General features: G+C 42.6%; 23 protein-coding genes and 2 pseudogenes. 10 read left to right on the top strand and 15 right to left on the bottom strand.

Annotated elements, in window-relative coordinates; translation table 11 throughout:
- Positions 1–88 precede the first annotated feature (88 nt).
- From speD to AM629_RS02655, 3 genes are all read right to left on the bottom strand, one after another.
- Positions 89–883 carry an adenosylmethionine decarboxylase gene (gene speD, locus AM629_RS02665; RefSeq protein WP_054475907.1) on the bottom strand — a complete coding sequence of 265 codons (795 nt, stop codon included), beginning with the start codon at positions 881–883 and terminating at the stop codon, positions 89–91.
- Positions 884–911: 28 nt separating this feature from the next.
- A complete protein-coding gene (gene speE, locus AM629_RS02660; RefSeq protein WP_054475905.1) occupies positions 912–1,775 on the bottom strand; it encodes a polyamine aminopropyltransferase in 864 nt (287 codons plus the stop codon).
- 110 nt (positions 1,776–1,885) lie between these two features.
- The gene (locus AM629_RS02655) at positions 1,886–2,233 is read right to left on the bottom strand and encodes a YacC family pilotin-like protein (RefSeq protein WP_054475903.1); all 348 of its coding nucleotides are present in this window, start codon (positions 2,231–2,233) and stop codon (positions 1,886–1,888) included.
- 192 nt (positions 2,234–2,425) lie between these two features.
- Here AM629_RS02655 and cueO point away from each other — a divergent pair, with 192 nt between their 5' ends.
- From cueO to hpt, 4 genes are all read left to right on the top strand, one after another.
- Complete coding sequence (gene cueO, locus AM629_RS02650) at positions 2,426–4,000, top strand: multicopper oxidase CueO (RefSeq protein WP_054475901.1); 1,575 nt, start codon at positions 2,426–2,428, stop codon at positions 3,998–4,000.
- 112 nt (positions 4,001–4,112) lie between these two features.
- A complete protein-coding gene (locus tag AM629_RS02645) occupies positions 4,113–4,652 on the top strand; it encodes a Panacea domain-containing protein (RefSeq protein WP_054475899.1) in 540 nt (179 codons plus the stop codon).
- A gap of 3 nt (positions 4,653–4,655) precedes the next feature.
- Positions 4,656–5,126, top strand: coding sequence for a hypothetical protein (locus AM629_RS02640; RefSeq protein ID WP_054475897.1), 471 nt, complete (start codon positions 4,656–4,658; stop codon positions 5,124–5,126).
- 225 nt (positions 5,127–5,351) lie between these two features.
- Positions 5,352–5,888 carry a hypoxanthine phosphoribosyltransferase gene (gene hpt, locus AM629_RS02635; protein ID WP_054475895.1) on the top strand — a complete coding sequence of 179 codons (537 nt, stop codon included), beginning with the start codon at positions 5,352–5,354 and terminating at the stop codon, positions 5,886–5,888.
- A 110-nt stretch (positions 5,889–5,998) separates the two neighbouring features.
- Here hpt and AM629_RS02630 read toward each other — a convergent pair whose 3' ends face one another.
- The 3 genes from AM629_RS02630 to can form a co-directional block, all read right to left on the bottom strand.
- Entirely contained in the window at positions 5,999–6,277 is a 279-nt protein-coding gene (locus tag AM629_RS02630) for a HigA family addiction module antitoxin (RefSeq protein ID WP_011145233.1), read from the bottom strand.
- A gap of 10 nt (positions 6,278–6,287) precedes the next feature.
- Entirely contained in the window at positions 6,288–6,569 is a 282-nt protein-coding gene (locus AM629_RS02625; protein WP_054475893.1) for a type II toxin-antitoxin system RelE/ParE family toxin, read from the bottom strand.
- 548 nt (positions 6,570–7,117) lie between these two features.
- Positions 7,118–7,771, bottom strand: coding sequence for a carbonate dehydratase (can, locus tag AM629_RS02620; protein WP_054475891.1), 654 nt, complete (start codon positions 7,769–7,771; stop codon positions 7,118–7,120).
- A gap of 186 nt (positions 7,772–7,957) precedes the next feature.
- Here can and AM629_RS02615 point away from each other — a divergent pair, with 186 nt between their 5' ends.
- Positions 7,958–8,884, top strand: coding sequence for an ABC transporter ATP-binding protein (locus tag AM629_RS02615; RefSeq protein WP_054475889.1), 927 nt, complete (start codon positions 7,958–7,960; stop codon positions 8,882–8,884).
- Positions 8,881–9,651 carry an ABC transporter permease gene (locus AM629_RS02610; RefSeq protein WP_054475888.1) on the top strand — a complete coding sequence of 257 codons (771 nt, stop codon included), beginning with the start codon at positions 8,881–8,883 and terminating at the stop codon, positions 9,649–9,651. Before AM629_RS02615 ends, AM629_RS02610 begins: the two co-directional genes overlap by 4 nt.
- A gap of 86 nt (positions 9,652–9,737) precedes the next feature.
- Here AM629_RS02610 and panD read toward each other — a convergent pair whose 3' ends face one another.
- The 8 genes from panD to sfsA form a co-directional block, all read right to left on the bottom strand.
- Positions 9,738–10,118: an aspartate 1-decarboxylase gene (panD, locus tag AM629_RS02605; protein ID WP_054475886.1), complete on the bottom strand. Its 381-nt coding sequence runs from the start codon at positions 10,116–10,118 to the stop codon at positions 9,738–9,740.
- An 80-nt stretch (positions 10,119–10,198) separates the two neighbouring features.
- Positions 10,199–11,053, bottom strand: a complete 855-nt coding sequence (gene panC, locus AM629_RS02600; protein WP_054475884.1) for a pantoate--beta-alanine ligase — start codon at positions 11,051–11,053, stop codon at positions 10,199–10,201.
- Positions 11,054–11,106: 53 nt separating this feature from the next.
- Positions 11,107–11,898 (bottom strand): 3-methyl-2-oxobutanoate hydroxymethyltransferase, encoded by a 792-nt coding sequence (gene panB, locus AM629_RS02595; protein WP_054475882.1) that lies wholly within the window; start codon positions 11,896–11,898, stop codon positions 11,107–11,109.
- A gap of 66 nt (positions 11,899–11,964) precedes the next feature.
- Positions 11,965–12,480 carry a 2-amino-4-hydroxy-6-hydroxymethyldihydropteridine diphosphokinase gene (folK, locus tag AM629_RS02590; RefSeq protein ID WP_054475880.1) on the bottom strand — a complete coding sequence of 172 codons (516 nt, stop codon included), beginning with the start codon at positions 12,478–12,480 and terminating at the stop codon, positions 11,965–11,967.
- A gap of 2 nt (positions 12,481–12,482) precedes the next feature.
- Positions 12,483–13,988, bottom strand: a complete 1,506-nt coding sequence (pcnB, locus tag AM629_RS02585; RefSeq protein ID WP_235525382.1) for a polynucleotide adenylyltransferase PcnB — start codon at positions 13,986–13,988, stop codon at positions 12,483–12,485.
- Between the two features lie 152 nt (positions 13,989–14,140).
- The gene (gluQRS, locus tag AM629_RS02580; RefSeq protein WP_054475877.1) at positions 14,141–15,028 is read right to left on the bottom strand and encodes a tRNA glutamyl-Q(34) synthetase GluQRS; all 888 of its coding nucleotides are present in this window, start codon (positions 15,026–15,028) and stop codon (positions 14,141–14,143) included.
- 64 nt (positions 15,029–15,092) lie between these two features.
- On the bottom strand, positions 15,093–15,548 hold the full coding sequence (gene dksA, locus AM629_RS02575) for an RNA polymerase-binding protein DksA (protein ID WP_011145244.1): 456 nt from the start codon (positions 15,546–15,548) through the stop codon (positions 15,093–15,095).
- Positions 15,549–15,864: 316 nt separating this feature from the next.
- Positions 15,865–16,575, bottom strand: a complete 711-nt coding sequence (sfsA, locus tag AM629_RS02570; protein ID WP_054475875.1) for a DNA/RNA nuclease SfsA — start codon at positions 16,573–16,575, stop codon at positions 15,865–15,867.
- Between the two features lie 91 nt (positions 16,576–16,666).
- On the opposite strand from sfsA, the gene hrpB reads away from it, so the two are divergent.
- The 3 genes and pseudogenes from hrpB to AM629_RS21770 form a co-directional block, all read left to right on the top strand.
- Positions 16,667–19,108: an ATP-dependent helicase HrpB gene (hrpB, locus tag AM629_RS02565; RefSeq protein WP_054475873.1), complete on the top strand. Its 2,442-nt coding sequence runs from the start codon at positions 16,667–16,669 to the stop codon at positions 19,106–19,108.
- Between the two features lie 96 nt (positions 19,109–19,204).
- Positions 19,205–21,667, top strand: coding sequence for a bifunctional glycosyl transferase/transpeptidase (gene mrcB, locus AM629_RS02560; RefSeq protein ID WP_054476054.1), 2,463 nt, complete (start codon positions 19,205–19,207; stop codon positions 21,665–21,667).
- Between the two features lie 297 nt (positions 21,668–21,964).
- Positions 21,965–22,063: pseudogene (locus tag AM629_RS21770) on the top strand (bacteriocin immunity protein); the annotation flags it as partial.
- Positions 22,064–22,567: 504 nt separating this feature from the next.
- Here the strand turns inward: AM629_RS21770 and AM629_RS02555 are convergent.
- Entirely contained in the window at positions 22,568–23,155 is a 588-nt protein-coding gene (locus tag AM629_RS02555; RefSeq protein ID WP_054475871.1) for a beta-class carbonic anhydrase, read from the bottom strand.
- Between the two features lie 549 nt (positions 23,156–23,704).
- Between AM629_RS02555 and AM629_RS02550 the strand changes: the two are divergent.
- Positions 23,705–24,039, top strand: a pseudogene (locus AM629_RS02550) (transposase); the annotation flags it as partial.
- Positions 24,040–24,139 lie beyond the last annotated feature (100 nt).

Here is a 24,139-nt window from a genome sequence, read left to right as displayed (position 1 = left end):
CATTTATTTGTAAAGCTATTAAGAAATGATCTGGCAGATACCTGTATAAATAACAGGTAACTGTCAGATGAGGTCTGAGCTAATACATCTAAGCATTAGGTAAATTACGACCGTAATAAATCTCTTGTATCTCTTTTTTTAAGAGATGGGTAATTTCCTGTTTCTCAGTTTCACCCAATTGCTCTGGTGTGGCATTAAATAGATAATCATTCAGGTCAAATCTTTTTTGCATCATTTTTGTATGAAATAGATTTTCCTGATAAATATTGACATCCATCATGTAATACTGCGATTGTACTTCTTCGGTCATATAATTCTGAATAGAACTGATTTCGTGATCGATATAGTGCTTCACGCCATTCACGTCTCTGGTAAAACCTCGGACGCGGTAATCCATTGTGACAATATCCGATTCTAGTTCGTGGATCAGATAATTCAGTGCCTTGAGAGGTGAAATCACGCCGCAGGTTGATACTTCAATATCAGCTCGGAAAGTGCATATGCCACCACCCGGATGGCTTTCCGGGTAAGTGTGAACACAGATATGGCTTTTATCTAAATGAGCGACAACAGAATCAGGTAGTGGACCTGGATTTTCAGTATTGTCCACATCCTTTGGGTCCATCGGTTCTTCGCTGACGAGAATAGTGACACTTGCCCCTTGCGGTTCATAGTCCTGGCGGGCAATATTAAGAATATTTGCACCAATAATCGAACAGGTTTCGCTAAGAATTTCCGTTAGACGGTTAGCGTTATATTGTTCGTCAATATAAGCGATATAGCTATCCCGATCGGCTTGGCTTTTTGCGTAACAGATATCATAAATACAAAAACTCAGGCTTTTTGTCAGGTTGTTAAAGCCGTGTAATTTCAGCTTGTGCAATTTAATTCACCTCTTGGCTAATGGGTGATTATTGGTTTACAGATAATACATCCAGCAGGTATTGCGGTAAGGCAAAGCTACCTGTGTGAACAGCTGGGTTGTAGTAGCGGCAGGTAAAGCCCGCACTGTCAAAGCGCTGCTGTAGTGTTGCCAGATCCACATGACGTAATGCTGGGTTCTGACTTGCCCATGCAAAGGTCATAATTCCGCCGTAATAGGTAGGAATGGCAGCTTGGTAGAAACTGTTGTCAACGAAATAATTACTCAATTTTTTATGGCTGGTTACGGCTTCATCCTGTTGCAGGAAACAGACACCATTCTGGGCAACGAAAATGCCCCCTTCGTTCAAGCAGCGCTGGCAACCCTGATAGAATTCAGATGTAAATAATCCTTCGCCAGGTCCGATCGGATCAGTGCAGTCAGAGATAATGACATCAAATTTCTGATTGGTAGTGTTAACGAAATTAACACCATCATCAATGATCAGGCGGAAGCGTGGATCATGATAAGTGCCGGCATTATGGTTAGGCAGATATTGACGGCAAAATTCAACTACGCCAGCATCAATCTCAACCATGGTGATATTCTCAAGGTATTGATGGCGACAGACTTCACGTAACATACCGCCATCACCACCACCGATAATCAGTACTCGTTTAGCGTTCCCAAGGGCGAATAGAGGAACATGAGCCATCATTTCGTGGTAGATAAATTCATCACGTTCAGTTGTTTGTACCGTGCCATCCAGCGCCATAATGCGGCCTAACTGCGCATTCTCGAAGATAATCAGATCCTGATGTTCGGTTTTATCATGATAAAGCACTTTATCGACCGAAAAATACTGACCAAAATTGGCGTGCAGGGTTTCGTGCCAAATTTCTTTTTGTGACATGTCCCAACTTTCCTCCACTATGATAACCGTGAAAATCGGGCTACATAATAGCCAACAATTCTCACAGTTGCACGGTGAAATTTACCTCTTAAGGAGTAGCTGGAAAAGCACTATTTAACGTAGGCGAATAAACTCAGTGAATCTCTGGCGAGAGCATGGCACTTTATCGCATTGGATAGGTAAATACCTTTTAGATCCTGATAGCTTTTTTCATTAAGGGTGTTCATCAATTGGCTGTTGTAATTATTCAAATCCCACTTGTTACGCTGGGCAAAATAGATAATGGCTCGTTTGATTTCCCGATCAGGAATTTGGCTGTAACCGCAGTCATATTTCAGGTAGATAAACACCGCTGTCAGATCCGCCAGATCTTCAGCTTCATCTTCTGTCAGCGCTTTTGCGGGGTGAGAAAAACCGAAAAGAACTAATATGTAAATCAGGAGGGATAATTTTCGCATCTGTATTATTATCATGAACTCATGTCAGGTTACGTTAACATATTAATATCTTTTTTCGCTAAAATTTATTTTTTTAAATTATTGTAAAGATCGACCTAAATCACATTCCCACCGCTTGACCTTCCTGTAAGGGGAACCTTTAGGTTTCTTCTTTTATTGTTTATTTTCGGTTGACTTAATTAGGAAATGAATATGCAACGACGTGATTTTATTAAATTAGGTGCTGTTATTGGTGTATCCAGTCTATTGCCTGTATGGAGCCGTTTCTCCTTTGCTGAACCCTACCCATTATTACCGATCCCGCCACAGATAACACCAGATGAGACCGGTAAAATTATTATTGAAATCAATGCAGGGCAATCCTGTTTTAAGACCGGAACAGCGACTGAAACTTGGGGTTATAACGGTGATTTACTTGGCCCTGCATTGAAATTGACTTCAGGGGAGCCTGTTACTATTGATATTCGTAATAACCTGCCGGAAGAGACGACTGTTCACTGGCATGGTCTCGAAATTACTGGGGAAACCGATGGTGGTCCGCAAGCAGTGATTGCACCAGGTGGACATCGGACGGTCAGTTTTACCCTTGAACAGCCAGAAGCAACTTGCTGGTTCCACCCGCATACGCATGGTAAGACTGGCTATCAGGTTGCAATGGGGCTTGGTGGATTAGTACTGATTGAAGATGAGAACAGCATTAACGTTGGTTTACCAAACCGCTGGGGAGTAGATGATATCCCGGTGATTTTGCAAGATAAACGCTTGAATAAAGACGGGAAGATTGATTATCAACTGGATGTGATGAGCGCGGCTGTGGGGTGGTTCGGCGATATGATGCTGACTAATGGTGTTGTTTTGCCTCAACATACTGCACCACGCGGTTGGTTGCGTTTGCGATTGCTGAATGGCTGTAATGCCCGTAGCCTCAATATTGCGACGAGTGATGGCCGTCAATTATATGTTGTTGCCAGTGATGGTGGCTTGTTAGCGGAGCCAGTGGCGGTTAATGAGTTATCGATTCTGGCAGGAGAGCGTTTTGAGGTAGTGGTAGATGGCTCGGATGGCAAACCTTTTGATCTGGTGACATTGCCTGTGATTCAGATAGGCATGACATTACCGCCATTTGATCAGCCATTGCCGGTTTTGTGTATTCACCCGTCATTGACTTCGAGTCGCACCATACTGGCGGAGCAGCTTGCAACGTTTCCTGCATTGCCTTCTTTGACCGGTCTGAACAGACGTCATTTGCATCTGACGATGGATAGTCGTCTGGATATGCAAGGCATGATGTTGCTGTCTCAGCGTTATGGTGAACAAGCCATGGCGGGTATGGCAATGCATCATGGAAATATGTCTCATGGGGATATGAATCATGGCGACAGTATGATGAAAGGGGGTCATATGGGTAGTGAATTAAATTTCCATCACGCGAATACTATCAATGGCCAGGCTTTCTCAATGGCAGAACCTGCCTTTGATGTTAAGCAGGGGCAGTATGAGCGCTGGGTGATTTCGGGGGTTGGCGATATGATGCTGCATCCGTTCCATATCCACGGCGCGCGTTTTCGTATTTTGAGTGAAAATGGTCGTAAACCTGCGGCTCACCGTAGTGGTTGGAAAGATATTGTTCATGTGGAAGGTAAGGAAAGCGAAGTGCTGGTTCAGTTCAAGCATACTGCGGGAGCCAAACATCCATTTATGGCGCACTGTCATCTGTTGGAACATGAAGATACCGGTATGATGCTGGGTTTTACTGTTAGCAAATAATTTTGCCAGCTGCAATGGAACACAACAAAGCGTTGTACAGTGATTACGGTAGGTATTAAAATAGGCATAGATTTTGTGTATTATTTATCCTAATTTGAATGAAGGTATTGAGATGCTTGATGTAAGGTTTGACTCAGAAAAGGCTATAGAGGCTATTCTGTACGTTGCCTCTACAGCACCAATTTCTGACATTTATCATGTGGGTAAAATTCTGTATTTTGCTGACCGATTGCATTTAGAGCGTTATGGTCGGTTAATTACGGGTGATAACTATCTTGCAATGAAAGATGGCCCTGTTGCAGAGAATGCCTATGATATTATCAAAGTAGCCAGGGGGGATGGACGCTTTATTCCAAATGGGTGTGATGTTGATGTTATTCGGTCATCGTTGTCAGTAGAAGGTCGTTATGGAAATCATCAAATACGTGCTTTGCGTGATTTCGATGAAGATGTATTTAGTGATTCAGATATTGACTGCATAAATGAAGCAATTGAGAAATATGGGAATCTCTCTTTTAAAGAAATACGTGATATTAGCCACGATAGTGTTTGGATGGCTGCTAACCAGAATGGTGAGATTCCATTGGAAGTGATAGCTGCTAATTGCAAAGATGGCGACAGATTAATTGTTTATCTGACTTCTGCTGAGTAGCTGATGACTAATCTTGGTGACAAATTTCCCGCATCTTTTAGGGCAGATTTTTCAGCCAAACAGAGTTTGGCGATAGGAGATATTCTTTATCTTCACTGCCCTTTTACAATGCCTCCGAAGTTAAAATATTTGTTAGTTTGCTGCTGTGAGCCATTACTTGTTCTGATAATTAATTCTAAAATTAGCGAGTTTATCCGGCTGCGACAGGAGCTTCTTCAGTGCCAAGTCGATTTACCCCAGAAAGATCATGAATTTTTACAATGGGATTCGTTTGTTAATTGCATAGAGGCTCATGCCGCGTTTGATATTAATGATATTAAGAGCGGAATCAGGACTAATTATCATAATATTATTAAGGGTAAAGTTGCTAATTATTGTATGCGTGAAGTATATGGCGCGATTAAACGTTCTCCGACTATGAAACGTGGGCAGAAACGCAAAATATTGGAGTCATTAAAACAATTTTCTGGCTAGCTATACCTAATAGATTTCAAATTGCAGCGCGGTGGCAAGTGAACGCATCCCCAGGAGCATAGATAACTCTGTGACTGGGGGCAGTGAAAGCAGCTAACAAAGAGGCAACTTGAAAGATGACGGGTATATATCTTATCCGTTTGAAAGAACGGTGTATCAGTAATCATGATTTTCACTGATCTTTATCTTGATTATTACCATTAAAAACAACTGGTTAAATTTATAATGAAACACACTGTAGAAGTTATGATCTCCGAACAGGAGGTTAAGCAACGTATCGCTGAACTGGGGAAACAGATCACTGAACATTATCGTGATAGCGGTAGTGAGCTGGTGCTGGTCGGATTACTGAGAGGCTCCTTTATTTTTATGGCGGATTTATGCCGCGAAATTCAGGTTTCTCATGAAGTAGACTTTATGACGGCTTCCAGTTACGGCAATGGTATGAATTCCACTCGTGATGTGAAAATCATGAAAGATCTGGATGAAGATATTTGTGGTAAGCATGTGCTGATTGTGGAAGATATTATTGATTCAGGTAACACGCTGAATAAAGTACGTGAAATTTTGGCATTACGTGAGCCAAAATCACTGGCAATCTGTACCTTACTGGATAAACCTTCCCGCCGTGAGGTTGATGTTCCGGTTGAGTGGATTGGTTATTCAATTGAAGATAAATTTGTCGTGGGTTACGGCATCGATTATGCACAACATTATCGCCATCTGCCTTACATCGGGCATGTGATTTTGCTAGAAGAGTAATTTTTATCGAATTTGAAAACGGCAGCTTCCGGGTTGCCGTTTTTATTTTGTGATTCAGGCATGGTGTGTAGTGTTGCGGTTGTCTAAATAAAGCCCCTTTTATTACGCTATCAGGAGTGAGCCAGTATTGGTTTTATTTCTGGTCTTTTGTGCTGTGAGGCAATCCACAGTTCATACTGAGACTGCATTCCTGTCCACATTTCGGCACTCGTACCTAATGCAGCTTCCAGTCGCAGGGCCATATCAGCAGATATTCCTGCATTGCCGTTTAATATGCGGGATAGTGCAGCTCTGGTTATACCGAGAGCCTTTGCTGCCTCTGTGACAGATATGTCACCAAGATATTCACGCAAAACTATGCCAGGGTGTGCAGGTTTGTGCATTTTCATTTCACTGCCCTCAGTGATAATCTTGATAATTAACGAGAATTATATCTTCGCCTTCGAATCTAAATGTTAAATGCCAGTTACTGTTAACAGATATTGCCCAATGACCGCTAAAATTTGTTCCTTTTAATGGATGAAGTTTCCATCCAGGGGCACTCATATCTTCTGGTTTTTTAGCCATATTCAATGCGGTTAGCTGGATTTGCAGCTTTGTGGCATGTTTAGGCTGTATGCCAGAGGTAGAACCAGTTTTGAAAAATTTCTCCAGTCCTTTGTGTTTGAAGCTCTTAATCATACCAGGCTCGTATACTGTATATGCACACTATGCGGAAATTGTAATTGCATGTCAACTGATGCATATAATTTCTGCAATATTATAAGTATTCAGGTTAATTATTAATTTTACATTATTTAGGATAATTAACTTTCAGATTCTAGAAATAATTATACAAATTGTCAAAGAGATTATAAAAATATTCTGACTAATTTAATGGATTAATTAACTATTGGGTGTTTTATTTTTGAGAAATGAAAGTTTCTACTATTTTATATTTTAGTGTGTTGAGTTAGATAGTAAAGGTTAACTAATTATACCTGTTATCTTTCAAGTTGTCTCTTTGTTGGCTGCACTCACCCCGGTCATAGAGTTATCTATGCTCCCGGGGATTCACTCCCTTGCCGTCGCGATGCATCTTGAAGTTTCTTGGGTATAAACTCGAAAAATAAAAATAGCTATTCGTGGTTTAATTAAATAAAAATCTGTATAAATCTTCGTGTAATTACACTATAGAAAAAGTCAAAGATAACCTTTTCTACAGCGTATTTTATGAATGGTCTAAAAAATCACTTCTTATGTGTCAGTTTGGAGATTGTCTGACGATAGGCAAGTTCCAGCTTTTCGCGACTATCAGCCGTCACTTCAAGATCCTGCAACTGACCATTATGGATTCCATAAACCCAGCCATGGATCATCACTTTTTGACCTCGTTTCCACGCCGATTGCATAATGGTTGAGTGACCAAGGTTGTATACCTGTTCGACAACATTAATTTCACACAGACGGTTTAAGCGCTCACTTGGTGGCAATTCACCTAGCATAGAGCTGTGTTTGTACCAAAGATCACGAATATGCAGTAACCAGTTATTAATCAATCCTAGTTCGGTACCATCAATGGCTGCTTCAATACCACCACAGCCATAGTGGCCGCAGATAATAATATGTTCAACTTCCAGTACGTCTACTGCGTACTGAATAACAGAAAGGCAATTTAAATCGGTATGGATAACCAGGTTTGCAACATTCCTGTGAACAAATAAGTCACCTGGAGCAGCATCAATCAGTTTCTCTGCGGGTACCCGACTGTCTGAACAACCAATCCACAAGAAATGAGGTTTCTGCGACTTTGCTAATTCTTTGAAAAATTTTGGATTTTCTTCGTTAACCGATTCTGACCACTGTTTGTTATTGGCAAGTAGCTCTTCTATTTTTTTCATCATGGTTAATAGCCTGGTAGTGTTTCTTTAAGATAGAATCATATACAACATCAATAGAAATTTTAATATCTTGTTGCTGCTTGTTTTTAATCTTCTGCTGTTTTTGCAAAGAAAGTTAGGCAGGAAAGGAACATTATATTTTCATATTACACGTAAAAGTGGCTAGATAATAAAGGTGTTTTTTAATTTATGACTTATGCATTGGAGTTAACGCAGCTTACCAAGACTTACGCTGGTGGCATTAAAGCGCTGCGCGGGATTGACCTGAATGTAGAAGCAGGAGACTTCTACGCATTATTGGGTCCGAACGGTGCAGGGAAGTCCACCACAATCGGTATTATTAGCTCTCTGGTAAATAAAAGCCGCGGTAAGGTTAAGGTATTTGGCTACGATATTGATACTGATATTGTCAATGCTAAACGCCAGTTAGGTCTTGTTCCACAGGAATTTAACTTTAATCCGTTTGAAACGGTATTGCAGATTGTGCTCAATCAGGCAGGTTACTACGGTGTGCCGAGGAATGTGGCTCAGGCTAGAGCGAAAATCTATCTGTCTCAGTTGGAGCTGTGGGAGAAGCGCGATCAACGGGCGATTCGTCTATCCGGTGGTATGAAACGTCGTCTGATGATTGTACGTGCTTTGATGCATCAGCCTAAATTATTGATTCTTGATGAGCCGACAGCGGGTGTCGATATTGAACTTCGCCGTTCGATGTGGAGTTTTTTGAAAGAATTGAACGCACAAGGAACCACGATTATTTTAACTACCCATTATCTGGAAGAGGCAGAAATGCTGTGCCGTAATATTGGTATTATTCAGCATGGTGAATTGGTGGAAAACACCAGTATGAAAAACCTGCTTAGTCAGGTGGAGTCTGAAACGTTCGTCTTCGATCTGGCCATGCAAAACCCAATTCTTGAACTGATAGGATATGACTATCGGCTGCTGGATGCGTCTACTTTGGAAGTGGATGTTCAACGTGGGCAGGGAATAAACGGCGTATTTACCCAATTAAGCGCTCAGGGGGTGCATATTTTGAGTATGCGTAATAAAGCGAACCGTTTGGAAGAGTTATTTGTTAGCTTGGTGAATAACGTACAAGGAGATAGTAAATGATTCAGCTGTATTGGGTGGCACTAAAAACTATCTGGATTAAAGAAATTACCCGTTTTGGTCGTATTTGGGTACAAACTTTATTACCGCCAGTTATTACCATGTCACTCTATTTTATTATTTTCGGTAGCTTGATTGGTTCGCGTATTGGGGAAATGGGGGGTGTGGATTACATGCAGTTTATTGTCCCTGGCCTGATTATGATGTCAGTGATTACTAACTCTTACGCTAATGTTTCCTCTTCTTTTTTTGGGGCGAAATTTCAGCGTAGTATTGAGGAATTACTGGTAGCACCGGTGCCAACGCACATCGTTATCACGGGCTTTGTGGGGGGTGGTGTCGCTCGTGGAGTTTGTGTTGGTATTTTGGTGACATTAGTTTCCCTGTTTTTTGTTCCGCTTCATATTCATTCCTGGTGGATGATTGTTGTCACGTTGTTGATGACATCAATTCTATTCTCATTAGGGGGATTGCTGAATTCAATTTTCGCTAAGACGTTTGATGATATCAGTATTATTCCAACGTTCGTATTAACGCCGCTGACCTATCTTGGCGGGGTATTTTACTCGCTGACATTATTACCCCCATTTTGGCAAGCGGTTTCCAAACTCAATCCGATAGTTTATATGATCAGTGGCTTCCGCTATGGTTTTTTGGGAATTACCGATGTTTCATTAATCATAACGTTGGGGGTTTTAAGCGCGTTTATTATAGTTTTTTATCTTGTTGCTTGGTATTTGATTGATACAGGACGGGGGTTGAGAACCTAATTGTAGATTCTTTTATTTGATGGGTAGGGGAAGTTTATTTACAGAGGTCTTCACAACCTACCCATTATCGAGCATATAATTAATATTTAAGCTACCTGAACTGGCACGGCTTTAGCCATACGGCTCATAATATTATTGCCATCGAAGTAAGCGACATTCGGCTTATGATGATGGGCGTCTTCATCTGAAATTTGTACATATGAGCAGATAATTAGCTTATCACCTACTGCGGCACGGCGCGCTGCTGCTCCGTTGACTGAAATTATTCTAGAGCCACGTTCAGCAGCAATAGCATAAGTGGAAAAGCGCTCACCGTTATCCACGTTATAGATATCAATGGCTTCATATTCCAGAATACCGGCTGCATCCATAAAATTCTGATCAATTGCACAGGAACCTTCATAATGCAGATCTGCCTGAGTGACTTTCACTCGGTGCAATTTCCCCTGTAGCATAGTGCGCAACATGGTTTCTCTCCTGATTCAATGACAACTTAGAATCTGTTATTTTATTTTCCTGTATCAGTAATGCCTGATACAGCGGGCGATTATTGCGTTAAATCTATTTGTTGATTATCGATCAAACGGGTTTGCCCTAACCAGGCGGCCATCAGAATAACCGCTTTTTTGCTTTCGGTATTTAACGGAGCCAGAGTTTCGGCGTCACGGATAAACAGCTCATCAGGTATAAAACCAACTTCGCGTAGCTGTTCGGAAGCTTGGGTGAGCAATTGCTCTGTGTGGCGTTCACCTTGTGCCATTTTTTCAGCTATAGATTTCATGATCTTGCTGAGTTTTGGCGCGATTTTATGTTCATCGGCGGTTAAGTTGTTATTACGTGAACTTAGAGCCAGGCTATTTTTATCGCGTACAGTCGGTACGGAAATCAAAGTAATATCATAAGCCATATCGGCAATCATTTTGCGGATAAGCTGTAATTGCTGAAAATCTTTCTCGCCAAAATAGGTCAAATCCGGCTGCACCAGATTGAACAATTTGCTTACCACCGTTGAAACGCCACGGAAATGACCGGGACGGCTGGCACCTTCCAGAATGGTAGAAAATTCAGGAACTTCAACATAAGTCTGATGTTCCATACCATTAGGGTACATTTCCTTATCGGCAGGAGCGAATACCAGATCGACACCGTGTTGATGGAGCTTTTCGCAATCTTCCTGCAAAGTGCGCGGATATCTTGCCAGATCATCCTGACGATTAAATTGCATCGGGTTAACGAAAATGCTGACGATAACAACGTCTGCTTGCGCTTTGGCTTCATCGACTAGCGTCATATGGCCGTCGTGCAAGTTACCCATTGTTGGCACGAGTGCAATGCGTTTCCCTTCCTGACGCCAACGGCGGATTTCACGGCGTAGAATCGGTATAGTTTCGACAATCAGCATTGCTTAATACTCCTTAATTTGTTCAAAGCTTTCAGGCTAACAAGGGTGAGTTATTAATAAAATGAGTGTTCTTTGCCAGGATAAGTGCCGCTTTCCACCTGTGCTTTATATAGACGGATGGCATCACGCATATTTCCAGCTTCTTCAAGGAAGTTTTTTGCAAATTTAGGTGGGCTTGCTGTAATGCCTAATGCATCATGCATCACTAAAACTTGCCCATCAGTCATATTACCGGCACCAATACCAATTACTGGGATCTGTAATTCATCGGTGATACGTTTAGCCAATTCAACGGGTACGCATTCCAGTACCAGCAATTGCGAGCCAGCCTTTTCTAATGTAATTGCATCTTTTATCAATTGATTGGCCGATATTTCATCACGTCCCTGAACTTTATAACCGCCCAGAACATGGACCGACTGGGGAGTTAGCCCTAAATGAGCGCAAACGGGTACGGAACGCTCGGTAAGCATTTTAACGGTATCATATAGCCAGCTACCGCCCTCAACTTTAACCATGTTAGCGCCGGCACGCATAAGCTTGGCAGCGTTTTTACAACTCTGCTCTGGTGTGGCATAACTCATGAAAGGCATATCGGCAATAAGAAAAGTATAGGGTGCGCCAGCGCGGACGCAACGAGTATGATAGACAATATCTTCAACGGTCACTGGAATGGTGGTATCCGCCCCTTGCAATGTCATACCCAGAGAGTCACCAACCAGCATGACATTAATACCTTGTTCGGTAAACAGTTGAGCAAAGCTGGCGTCATAAGCGGTAATCGTCGCGAATTTCCGTTTTTCTTTTTTGAGCTGATTCAGATCAGTCATGGTCATTGGTTTCATTATCTATCTTCTCCTGCAATTTTTCTTGTTATGTACAGAAATCGGCCACGGACTGAACTGAGATCCTTATATGCAATTACTGGGATCAGAGGACTGTGGTTGTAGCCAGAGTGTCAGGCCGTTTTCTGGGATATATTTCAGTCTTTCAGATAAAGCTTCCCCATCAGGAAACACAAGGTCAGGGGCAATTTCAGCTAACGGATAAAGCATGAATTCGCGCTGTTTTAGTCCATAGTGGGGAACTGTCAGGCGTTCGGTATTAATGACCTGATTACCAAATAGCATGATATCCAGATCAAGTGTCCTTGGCCCCCAGCGCTCATTTTTCCTTACTCGTCCTTGAGCCAATTCAATCGCTTGGGTGTGATTGAGCAATGTTTCCGGTTCCAGAGTGGTTTCCAGTGCTACCACCGCATTCAGAAAGTCTGGTTGATCCTGTGGTCCCATCGGTTTGGTACGATACAGAGAGGAACAGGTAATAAACTCTGTTTCGGGTAATTCTTTTAATGCAGCAAGGGCATTTTTTACTTGCTGCACAGGCTTCGCTAGATTGCTACCAAGAGCGATATAAACACGAGTCATGATTATCTGCTATCCCTGCCCAATCTTGGTTTGTAGTAGCGGCGTGACCGTGTACGGCGACGGATAACATCATTGCCCAATTCAGAAATCATCCCCCGCTGCTGCGAGGCATTGACCAGCTGGAATTCTCCCCACCAGTGGGCCAGCTCTTTTAGCTCATTACGGTTTTCAACATTCGCACGCAGTTCTAGCAGGTCATAGGCAGCCCGAAATTTAGGATGCTCCATCAATTTGTTTGCGCGTTTACCATGACGGCGCGGCAGACGTAACTGTAATTGCCAGATATCACGCATGATGGTTGTCAGGCGCTTAGGAATAGCAATAGAGTGGCACTGTTCGTCCAGAATATCATTCATCGCTAATGCAAAGGAGTCGTAGTAAGTTAAACCACTTTCCTGAGATAGCTTTTCAGCATGTTCAACCAGTGGATACCAAAGCATTGCAGCGAACAAAAACGCCGGATTAACCCGCTTATCATTCTGTAACCGGTAGTCGGTATTCTTCAGAACCTGATTGAGCATATGTTCCATTGGCGAATTGTTATTTTCGGTGAAATAGCGTTGAACCAATGGGAATAGTGGTTGGAACAGGTGATATTTGCGTAGCAGCTTATAAGTGCTGTAGCCTTGGCCTGTTTGCAAAAGTTTTAAAGATTCTTCAAACAGGCGAGCAGGTGGAATATTGCTCAGTAGAAAAGCCAGACGAGAGATAGGTTCGGCGGTATCTTCGTTGATGGTCATATTCAGTTTGCTGGCGAAACGAACTGCACGCAGCATTCTTACTGGATCTTCCCGATAGCGGGTTTCTGGATCACCAATCAGACGGATAACGCCGGTTTCCAGATCATGAAGACCGCCAACATAATCACGCAGAGAGAAATCATTGATGCCGTAATAGAGGCTGTTGATCGTGAAATCACGGCGCATAGCATCTTCTTCAATTGAACCAAAGATGTTATCCCGTAACAGCATACCGCTTTGAGCATGTTGTGACTGACTTTTATCATCGGAATCAGTTTGTTCATGTGGACCACGGAATGTTGCAACTTCAATCACTTCCGGGCCAAACATAATATGGGCTAAGCGGAAACGGCGTCCCACCAGACGGCAGTTACGGAATAATTTACGAACCTGTTCTGGTGTTGCATTGGTGGCAATATCAAAATCTTTCGGCTTTGTGCCCAGCAACAAGTCACGGACACCACCGCCAACCAGATAAGCATCAAAACCAGATTTATTTAAACGGTAAAGTACCTTAAGCGCATTCTCACTGATATCTCTACGAGAAATATTGTGTTGTTCACGTGAAATTACCGTTATGGGTAAATCTGAATAAGGGTTTTCCTGTTCAACTTTCTTTTGAGCGTTCACGCTGGATGAAAGTTGGCAGGTATTTTGGTGATTAGATTGAAGAGTTACGTACTCTTCCTGAGAAGAACGGTCAGATACGGTGACTGGCCTTTCACTGGCTGCCTGTAGTTCGCGGTCAATTTTTCCCTCGCGGATCAATAAATTACGGCAGAAATTTGCTACTCGGTTAAAAATGGTACACCTCGATAAGTAACTAATCATATAAAAACGAATAAAAAACAGCGGCTAATCATAGCCTACTGTGTATTTTTTGAGAATGGTTGTTATGACTAACGGTAACTTTATTCATGTTATTTGTATATTTTATCTTGTCGCGGAATCTGGTCCAGATCCCAATGTGCTGTTGCTTTTTTCAACAACTGGTCACGGGAAAGGTCCGGCCAATTTTTTATGACAGGCTGATTAAGGAAAGATAATGCTTCAATGAGTAACGGTCGGGGATCATCCAGCGGGACTGGTTGAGCATGATTCTGTTTGGAAAGTTTATTGCCGTTTTTATTCAGAGCCAATGGTAGGTGAATATAATCAGGGATCTTTAAATTTAATTGCTGATAAAGTGCAATCTGGCGAACAGTTGGCTCAATCAAATCAGCCCCTCTCACGACTTCTGTCACACCCTGATAATCATCATCAATAACAACCGCCAGATTATAGGCAAATAAGCCATCACGACGATGAATAATGAAATCTTCTTCTGCCATGGCAGGGTCAGCGCTCAGGTATCCCAGCAATTTATCTTCAAAACCATAAACAGGATTATTCTGCTTAAGTCGGATTGCTGCATGATTAAGAGGTAGATTTAATTCACGGCAGTTTTTATCGTAAAAACCATTAGCCTGCTGAATACGTTGACGGGTACAGATACAGTTATAGCTTACCCCTTGTTGTTGCAACTGATTAAGGACATAGCGGTAAGCGTCATGACGCTGGGATTGATAGAGAACTTCGCCATCCCAATGTAGGCCATAATGTTCAAGAGTCTGGAGAATACGGCTGGCAGCGCCGGGAACCTCTCTGGGCGGATCAATATCGTCAATACGTATCAGCCATTTTCCCTGATTAGCACGGGCTTGCAAATAGCTGCCAATTGCTGTGATTAACGAACCAAAGTGAAGATCACCCGAAGGTGACGGGGCGAAACGCCCAATATAAGCGAGGGGACGTTCAGGCTTTATCATATGGGGATCAGTGAAAGTTGTGTATACGGCGCCATTAAAGACGCCGTATTTGGCACACGATTAATTAGCCAGCCATCTGTTTTTCACGGATTTCGGCTAAGGTTTTACAATCAATACACAAATCTGCGGTTGGACGGGCTTCCAGACGACGGATGCCTATCTCAATTCCACAGGATTCACAGAAACCGAAATCGTCATCTTCGACTTTTTTCAGTGTCTTCTCGATCTTCTTAATCAATTTACGTTCACGATCACGGTTGCGTAATTCAAGACTGAACTCTTCTTCCTGCGCTGCACGGTCAACTGGATCGGGGAAGTTCGCTGCCTCATCTTGCATATGAGATACAGTACGATCTACTTCATCCCTGAGCTGATTGCGCCATGCTTCAAGAATTAGCTTGAAATGCGCCAACTGGGCATCGTTCATGTATTCTTCACCTGGCTTCTCTTGGTAAGGTTCTACCCCAGCGATGGCGAGAATGCTTAAGGACGAGGTTTTACGTTTTTGCCCTTCTTGCATAATACTTCTCCTAACTCACGCACTATCAAACGAACCCCTAGCGGGGAAAAAAACAGGCCGCTATAAATAGCAGATGGAGCATGGGTTGGCAATTGTTCCTGCTATTAGTTTCACTATGGAGTGAAGACAAACGTATCGGATGTCTTTACACCTTGTACAATCTGACTGTATATACCCGTTATCTTTCAAGTTGCCTCTTTGTTGGCTGCACTCACTCACCCCGGTCATAGAGTTCGCTATGCTCCCGGGGATTTGCTCCCTTGCCGTCGTGATCCATTTTGAAATCCATAGGGTATATATTAGGTGAGTCAATAAATTAACCAGTTAGAATAAAAGTTAATTTATCACCTAAAACCATCCCTTTTTCCGTTATATTGGCCTGGTAACAGATAACTTCGACCCCAGAGTTTTGCGCTTGTTCCAAAAGAGATGAATAATTATCATCAATGTGTGCAGCCGCCGCGACCTGTTTGATCCCAGAGTGCAAGACCGCAAAAAACAGAACAGCTCTTTGCCCTTGTTCTACTATGTGTTGCAATTCCCGTAAGTGTTTCTGCCCACGGGTGGTTACTGCATCAGGGAAATAGCCACAATTATTTTGAAGAAGCGTGACTGATTTCACTTCAATATAACAGTTGACTTGCTGCTCTGCCTGCAATAGCAAATCTATCCGGCTGCGCTCTTCACCATATTTTACCTCCCTGCTGATTTTTTTGTATTCAGAAAATTCTGAAATTGCATTTTGTTTAATAGCTTCCGCCACTAAATCATTCGCTCTGAGCGTATTAACGCAAATCCAGTGACCATCCTGTGTTTCTGTCAACTCCCAACTGTTGGGGTATTTACGCTTTGGATTGTCAGATGTGGAGTACCAAACCGTGTCTCCCGGTGTTGCACAGCCGGTCATTGCGCCCGTATTGGCACAGTGGATGGTCAGTGTTTCGCCTTCTGGTGTGATGACATCAGCCAGGAAACGTTTATAGCGACGAATTAGCGTGGCAGATTGTAACGGAGGATGGAATTTCATAAAAACGCCTTAATGACTGATGGCATAAGATTGAGACAGGCAATGCTACAATGTCGGCGGTTGAAAGTTAACTTTCTTTAATGGAGTGTTTGTGTCTTTATTGCCTGTATACGAGGTCGTCGAGCCTGTCCTGAGTGCGTTGAAAAGCTCACAACAGGTACTGTTGCATGCTCCTGCCGGGGCTGGAAAGTCTACGGGGTTGCCATTGGAAATCCTGAAAAAAGCTGATTTTTCCGGGCGTATCATTATGTTAGAGCCACGGCGAATTGCCGCTCGTAGTGTTGCTAACCGTCTTGCTGCTCAACTGAATGAAAATATTGGGCAGACGGTGGGTTACCGGATGCGTTCAGAAACCAAAGTGAGTACGGCTACCTGTCTTGAAGTGGTAACAGAAGGCATTTTGACGCGTATGTTACAGCAGGACCCGATGCTGGAAGGTGTTTCTTTGGTGATTCTGGATGAATTCCATGAGCGCAGTTTACAGGCTGATCTGGCGCTGGCATTGCTTCTGGATGTACAGGCAGGATTGCGGGATGATCTGCGGATTCTGATCATGTCAGCGACGTTGGATAATCAGCGCCTCTCTTCTTTATTACCTGATGCGCCGGTGATTATTTCTGAAGGACGGAGCTTTCCTATTACCCGGAATTATCACCCTTTACCGGCTCATCAGCCTTTTGAGCAAAGTGTGGCTACCACTGTATTGCGATTACTCCAACAACAGCAGGGTTCTTTGTTATTGTTTTTGCCGGGTATTGGGGAAATTCAGCGGGTATTGGGATTTCTTCACGGGAAAGTGGCAGAAGATACCGATCTCTGCCCGTTATACGGTGCCTTATCGTTAGCTGAACAGCAAAAAGCTATCGAACCTTCACCACTTGGACGCCGTAAAGTCGTTTTGGCGACTAACATTGCAGAAACTAGCTTAACGATTGAAGGTATTCGATTGGTGGTTGATAGTGGCCTTGAACGCACGACCCGTTTTGAGCCAAAAACCGGATTAACCCGTTTGATCACACAACGTATTAGTCAGGCTTCTATGACACAACGAGCTGGACGAGCCGGACGGTTGGAAGCTGGAATTTGTTGGCATCTATTCAGCCAGGAACAGGCAGAAAGGGCCGCAGAGCACAGTGAACCCGAAATACTGAATGCTGACCTCGGTAGCTTATGGCTCTCTTTATTGCAGTGGGGATGTCATGATACTTCCCAACTGCACTGGTTGGATAAGCCGCCAACCGCTGCACTGGCGGTAGCCAAATCGCTGTTATTACAGTTAGGCACGGTAAATCATAATGGTCAGTTGACTTCCAGAGGCAGGAAAATGGCGGAATTTGGTAGTGATCCGCGTCTGGCTGCTATGTTATGTGCCGGTTCGGAGCAGGGAGCCGATACGCTGGCCACCGCCGCTATGCTGACAGCGATTCTGGAGGAACCTCCCCGTGACGGTCAGCTGGATATCACTTATTGGGTTGAGCAGCGTCAGACTCAGTGGTTACGGCGAGCAAAGCAGTTAGTCAGAAATATCGGTGGTCATTTTGGTGAGCCAGCCTGTGGAGCAGTCGCAATGTTATTGGCTCAAGGTTTTCCTGACCGAATAGCTAAAAATCGAGATAAGCATGGTCGCTTTCAACTAGCAAATGGTTTAGGGGCAATGATCGATGATAAAGAAAAATTATCTGACGAATCGTGGCTGGTGGCTCCTTCACTATTACAAAGCAGCAAAAACCCTGATGCCCGCATTTTACTGGCTTGTCCTCTGGACATTGAACAACTGATATGGCAACAACCGAATTTATTCAATGAGCAGAGTGTCGTTGAATGGGATGACAATAAAGGCACATTAAGAGCATGGAAACGGCTGCAATGTGGCAGCTTGACAGTAAAAGCCCAGCTATTGGCAAAACCTTCTGATGAGCAATTACAACAGGCTCTGTTAAACTGGTTACGCAGTGAGGGATTACATGAACTGAATTGGTCATCTGCGGTTGTTCAACTTCGTACCCGTATCCAATGTGCGGCCAAATGGTTGCCTGAAATACAGTGGCCTGATGTAGATAATGATTCATTGATGGCTTCTCTTGAACGTTGGCTGAGGCCATTTCTGACTAATGTGCATGATTTGAAAGGGCTGAAACAGCTTGATTTATTGCCAGCACTGGAAAGTTTATTGGACTGGCAACAGCGACAGTGTCTGGATAATGAACTGCCGGTTTATTACACTGTTGCTACTGGCAGTCGGATAGTAATCCGTTATTTTGATAATAAACCACCAGTATTATCAGTTAGGATGCAGGAAATGTATGGTGAGCAACAAAGCCCATCTCTGGCAAAAGGACGGGTAATATTGGTGCTTGAATTATTATCGCCGGCCCAGCGGCCATTGCAGATTACGCAGGACTTGGCTGCTTTTTGGCAAGGATCATACCGGGAAGTGCAAAAAGAGATGAAAGGGCGTTACCCAAAACATTTATGGCCGGATGATCCGGCAAATACCGCACCAACCCGGCGGGTAAAAAAATATTCGCAGTAGAATTTAACAACTTTCTTGTAGGTGAATAAATTCATTAAAAGAAAGGAATATGAATACCCATTATTCAGCATCTAAATGGTTTTGGAGAATTTTGGAATGTCTGGTGAAGATCGTCAACCAATCGGACGTAAAGGCAAAAAATCTGTATCCCGTCGTAAACCGTCATTGAAAAGACGGTATCTGTTAGATGATTATGATGATGGTTATGAAGAAGATGACGACTACGATGATGAAGAGGACCAACCCATGACAAAGAAAGGAAAAAATGCTCGTCCACCTAAGAAAAAGTGGCGTTGGTTCTGGTTGTTATTCAAAATATTTCTTGTTTTTGCGGTATTACTGGGGGGATATGGAGTCTATCTGGATGGTAAAATCCGTGATCGCATTGACGGAAAAGTCTGGGAATTGCCAGCAGCAGTTTATGGCCGGATGGTTAACCTTGAACCGGGCATGAACTACAGTAAAAAAGAGATGGTACATCTGTTGGAAGGAATGCAGTATCGTCAGGTGACGAAAATCACGCGTCCAGGTGAGTTTTCTGTCAGAGGTGAAACCATTGAAATGCTGCGTCGTCCGTTTGATTTCCCTGACAGTAAAGAAGGGCAGATCCATGCTCTGTTGACTTTCAGTGATAATCGTCTGGCAGAGATCAAAAATATAGAAAACCAACGTCAGTTTGGTTTCTTCCGCCTTGATCCGAAGCTGATTACCATGTTGCAGTCACCCAATGGCGAACAGCGGTTGTTCGTGCCCCGTTCTGGCTTCCCAGATTTACTGGTTAATACCTTACTGGCAACAGAAGACCGCTATTTCTATCAACATGATGGTATCCGTATTCTTTCTATTGGGCGTGCGGTGTTGGCTAACCTGGTTGCAGGACGTACCGTTCAGGGGGGAAGTACCCTAACGCAACAATTGGTCAAAAATTTATTCCTGACCAATGAACGTACTTTAGTGCGTAAAGCGAATGAAGCGTACATGGCGCTTCTGATGGATTACCGCTATAGCAAAGATCGGATTCTCGAACTGTATCTGAATGAGGTGTTTTTAGGTCAAAGTGGTGATGAGCAGATCCGAGGATTCCCACTGGCGAGCCTCTATTATTTTGGTCGCCCGGTGGATGAATTAAGTTTGGATCAGCAAGCATTGCTGGTGGGTATGGTAAAAGGGGCTTCACTTTATAACCCGTGGCGTAATCCTAAATTAGCTCTTCAACGTCGTAATGTAGTGCTCAAGCTTTTACAAAATCAGCAAATTATTGACGAAGATCTTTATAAGTTACTGAGTGCTCGCCCATTGGGCGTAAAACCGAAAAGTGGAGTGATTACCCCACAACCTGCGTTTATGCAATTAGTTCGAAAGGAATTACAGGACAAACTGGGCGATAAAGTGAATGATCTGTCCGGTGTAAAAATCTTTACTACTCTGGACCCGGTATCCCAAGATGCGGCAGAAAATGCGGTGGAAGAAGGGATTGCCAACTTGAGAAAAACCCGCAAGATTACTGATCTTGAAGGGGCAATGGTGATTGTCGATCGTATTAGTGGTGAAATCAGGGCAATGGTCGGTGGTTCTCAACCACAGTATGCGGGATTTAACCGGGCGCTGATGGCACGTCGCTCAATTGGTTCGTTGGCAAAACCCTCTACTTATCTGGCGGCGTTGAGTGAACCTGATCAATATCGGTTAAATACCTGGCTGGCAGATGAACCGCTTACGGTAAAACAGCCTAACAGTAAGGCGTGGGAGCCGAGAAATTATGACCGTCGTTTCCGTGGGCGAGTTATGTTAGTCGATGCGCTGGCGAGTTCAATCAATATTCCGACGGTGAATCTTGGATTAGCTGTGGGTCTTGATCATGTCAGTAATACCCTGGTCCGGCTTGGGGTTCCGGAAGAAGTGATTCATCAGGTTCCGGCCATGTTACTGGGTTCTCTCAGCCTGACACCGCTGGAAGTGGCTCAGGAATACCAGACGATGACGAGCGGCGGCAACCGTGCGACGCTTTCCGCGTTACGTTCAGTCATCACGGAAGAAGGCACGGTGATATATCAGAGTTACCCGCAAGCTGAACGGACGGTACCTGCTCAAGCGGCTTATCTGACGTTGTATGGTATGCAGCAGGTTGTGGCGAGGGGGACCTCTCGTTCTCTGGCGGCTAAGTTTGGTCGTTATAATTTAGCCGGTAAAACAGGAACAACTAATGACCTGCGTGATAGCTGGTTTGCCGGTATTGATGGCAAAGAAGTGGTGATTTCATGGGTTGGTCGGGATAACAATGAACCGACTAATCTGACCGGCGCTACCGGGGCATTAAATGTGTATCGTCGTTATCTGGAAAATCAACCCCCGTTGATGTTGAACAATATGCCTCCAGAAGGGATTGTGGATATGGCGGTTAACGAAGATGGCAGTTTCAACTGTAGTGGCAGTGGTTGGAGAACATTACCGGTTTGGACTTATGATCCACAGAGCTTGTGCCAGCAAGCAGCCGTGTCAGAACCTGTTCAGCAACAAGAACAAGCACCGGGCTGGTTGCGGGAGATGTTTGGTCAATAATAAATATCTGATGAGATAAATAATGGTGAAGTGCTGATCCTTGGGTCAGCGCTTTATTTTTGTATTTCTAAAAGTGTCTTGTTGATGCTTTCTTCAATCTATTGTGTTTGGTCTGACCGTTTATTTCGTCAGACATAATGCCCGCTCTACAGAATCAGTTTTATCTTGCTCACTCTTCCTTTGTTGGCTCTTTTATTAAAAATTTGTATTTAATGCATTACGAATCATAAGTTATTGCATGCATTTTCGACGATAAAATCCGCAATTTTCAGAATGTTCCTATATGATTTCTAAAGATATTATCCCAAAAATGGAGAGGATGATTCCCCGGAGGGAATTTTAAAAACTATAAAAGAATGGCGAGCTAAAAACGGCAAACCTGGCTTTAAAAAATAGAGATTGAGTAAGTGATGAAAAGGATTTTCGCGATTATATGACCCTGTAAAGACCCCTTTATATTTTCACGGATAATAAACTTTTTCAGGGATTAAATCCTGCCAGATTAACTATTGTATCCATTTTTTATTATGTGATTTTTAGGATTTTATGCATAAAATAATAGCAAGAAAGTGTTTAAATACCTATCTTTTCGGATAATATTATTTTTTTTGCATTGATTGGTTTTTAACTCTTTATTAATGGTTAATGGGCTTCAATTAAGCGCAGTTAATTATCTTTTTGAAAATCTGAATTTATTGGGTTAACTCCCCTTTATATAAAAAATTTAATATTTCAGCACTCGAATTTTTAAATGTTTATAGCAATAAAATAAGCAGAATATAGAATCACTGATAATAAACCCCACGCTAATCACTTATGATTGAGCGTGGGGAGTAAATCACATAAGCCTATCGTAAATCAAACATCTTTCAATGATGACGATATACCAATAAGTTTAATTTACGACTCTGCATTTGCAAGGCTTGTTGCTTCAGGAACCTCAATTAATTTTCCTGACTTCACATCATAGATGTACCCATATATGGCGATACTTGCGGGTACGAGGGGGTGAGTACGAATACGGTGAATATCTTCGATTAAACTATTAACTTGATTGTCAATGGTGAGCCATTTGATATATTTTCCCTCAGGTGAACCGGCGCTGGTGCCGACTTCTTTAAATCCCTCATCCGTCATGATGACACTTTCCAGACTGCTTTCCAGTAAATCACCCATGATGTTGTCTGTAAAAAGTTCCATCCCACAATGAGTATGATGGATGACAAACAACTCTTTTGTTCCGAAAAGTTTGTAAGAAATAATAAGTGAACGAATGGCATCATCACTGGCTCTTCCGCCCGCGTTACGAATAATATGGGCATCACCTTCAGATAAACCTGCAAATTTTGCTGGGTCTAATCTGGCATCCATACAAGTCAATATGGCAAATCGTCTGACAGCAGGTAAACCAAGGTTTTTTTTGTCATCGTCAAAAGTTGCTGCATATGCAATATTAGCATCACTTATTTCTTTGATCGCGTTACTCATCCTCTCTCCTTCATATTTTCTGGTTTATACCTGTTATCTTTCAAGTTGCTGCTTTGTTGGCTGCGCTCCTTTGCCGTCGCGATCCATCTTGAAATCTATTGGGTATACATAAATAAAATTTATGAAAATATATACTCGTATCCTTGATACGGGTCAAGTGAAATAGGGAATTTTTTTGAAGGACAACGAATTTATTACTTACCGTTAAATTGATAGCTTTATAACATCATGTTTGGTCATGTACCAATATCTGTCATCTGTTTTGATATTGTCGCGAAATTGTTTATTAATGGGAGGAATCAAGCGGTGTGTTTGCCTGCGGCTTATTAGTTTGACCCTGATAAAATTTTTATTCGGCAGGATTTTGAGACCGGAGATGTAATATTACTCCGTAATCCACCCGACTGGGATGATTTTTTCGGCATTGAAAGGGACAATTATTCCCGATGATTTTTTGAGTAATATTGGCTATATAGGTAATAACTAATATTAAGAAATTAATTAAATACCCTGGAAAAATTACCGAAATATTAGTTGAAATTGGTGAGATACCTAATGGGATGTTTAGGTTTTATTTTTCAGGGGATCAGTCGTTCAATTGCAAACCTGAAATATATTGGTGGGTTAAATAAGAATTATCGATTATTTATCAGTGTATTGAAAGAGCTTGAACGCCAAGATTGTCCCGCTGAAACCTTAACGTTAATTTTGGATAATTATCGTATTCATAAAAACCGGTGGGGCAGTGATTGGCAGCCCCGTCATCCTAAATTTAACCTATTATTTTACCTGTTTATTATTTTTGACTGAATAAAATTGAGCGCCTGTGGCAATCCCTGTATGAAATGGTGATACGAAATCACTGCTGACAGTATATGTGGTAGTGGCTCGAAAAAGTGAAAGTGTTTTTGAATTCATTTTCCTATAGGAATAACCGAGAGTAATAAAATGGGGCGTGTCATAATTATGAAGAGTTATTTATTT

This window comes from Photorhabdus heterorhabditis (genome assembly GCF_001280945.1).
Taxonomy (GTDB): domain Bacteria; phylum Pseudomonadota; class Gammaproteobacteria; order Enterobacterales; family Enterobacteriaceae; genus Photorhabdus; species Photorhabdus heterorhabditis.
Note: the sequence above shows the minus strand (reverse complement) of the source record. Positions and strands in the feature narration are given on the sequence as shown.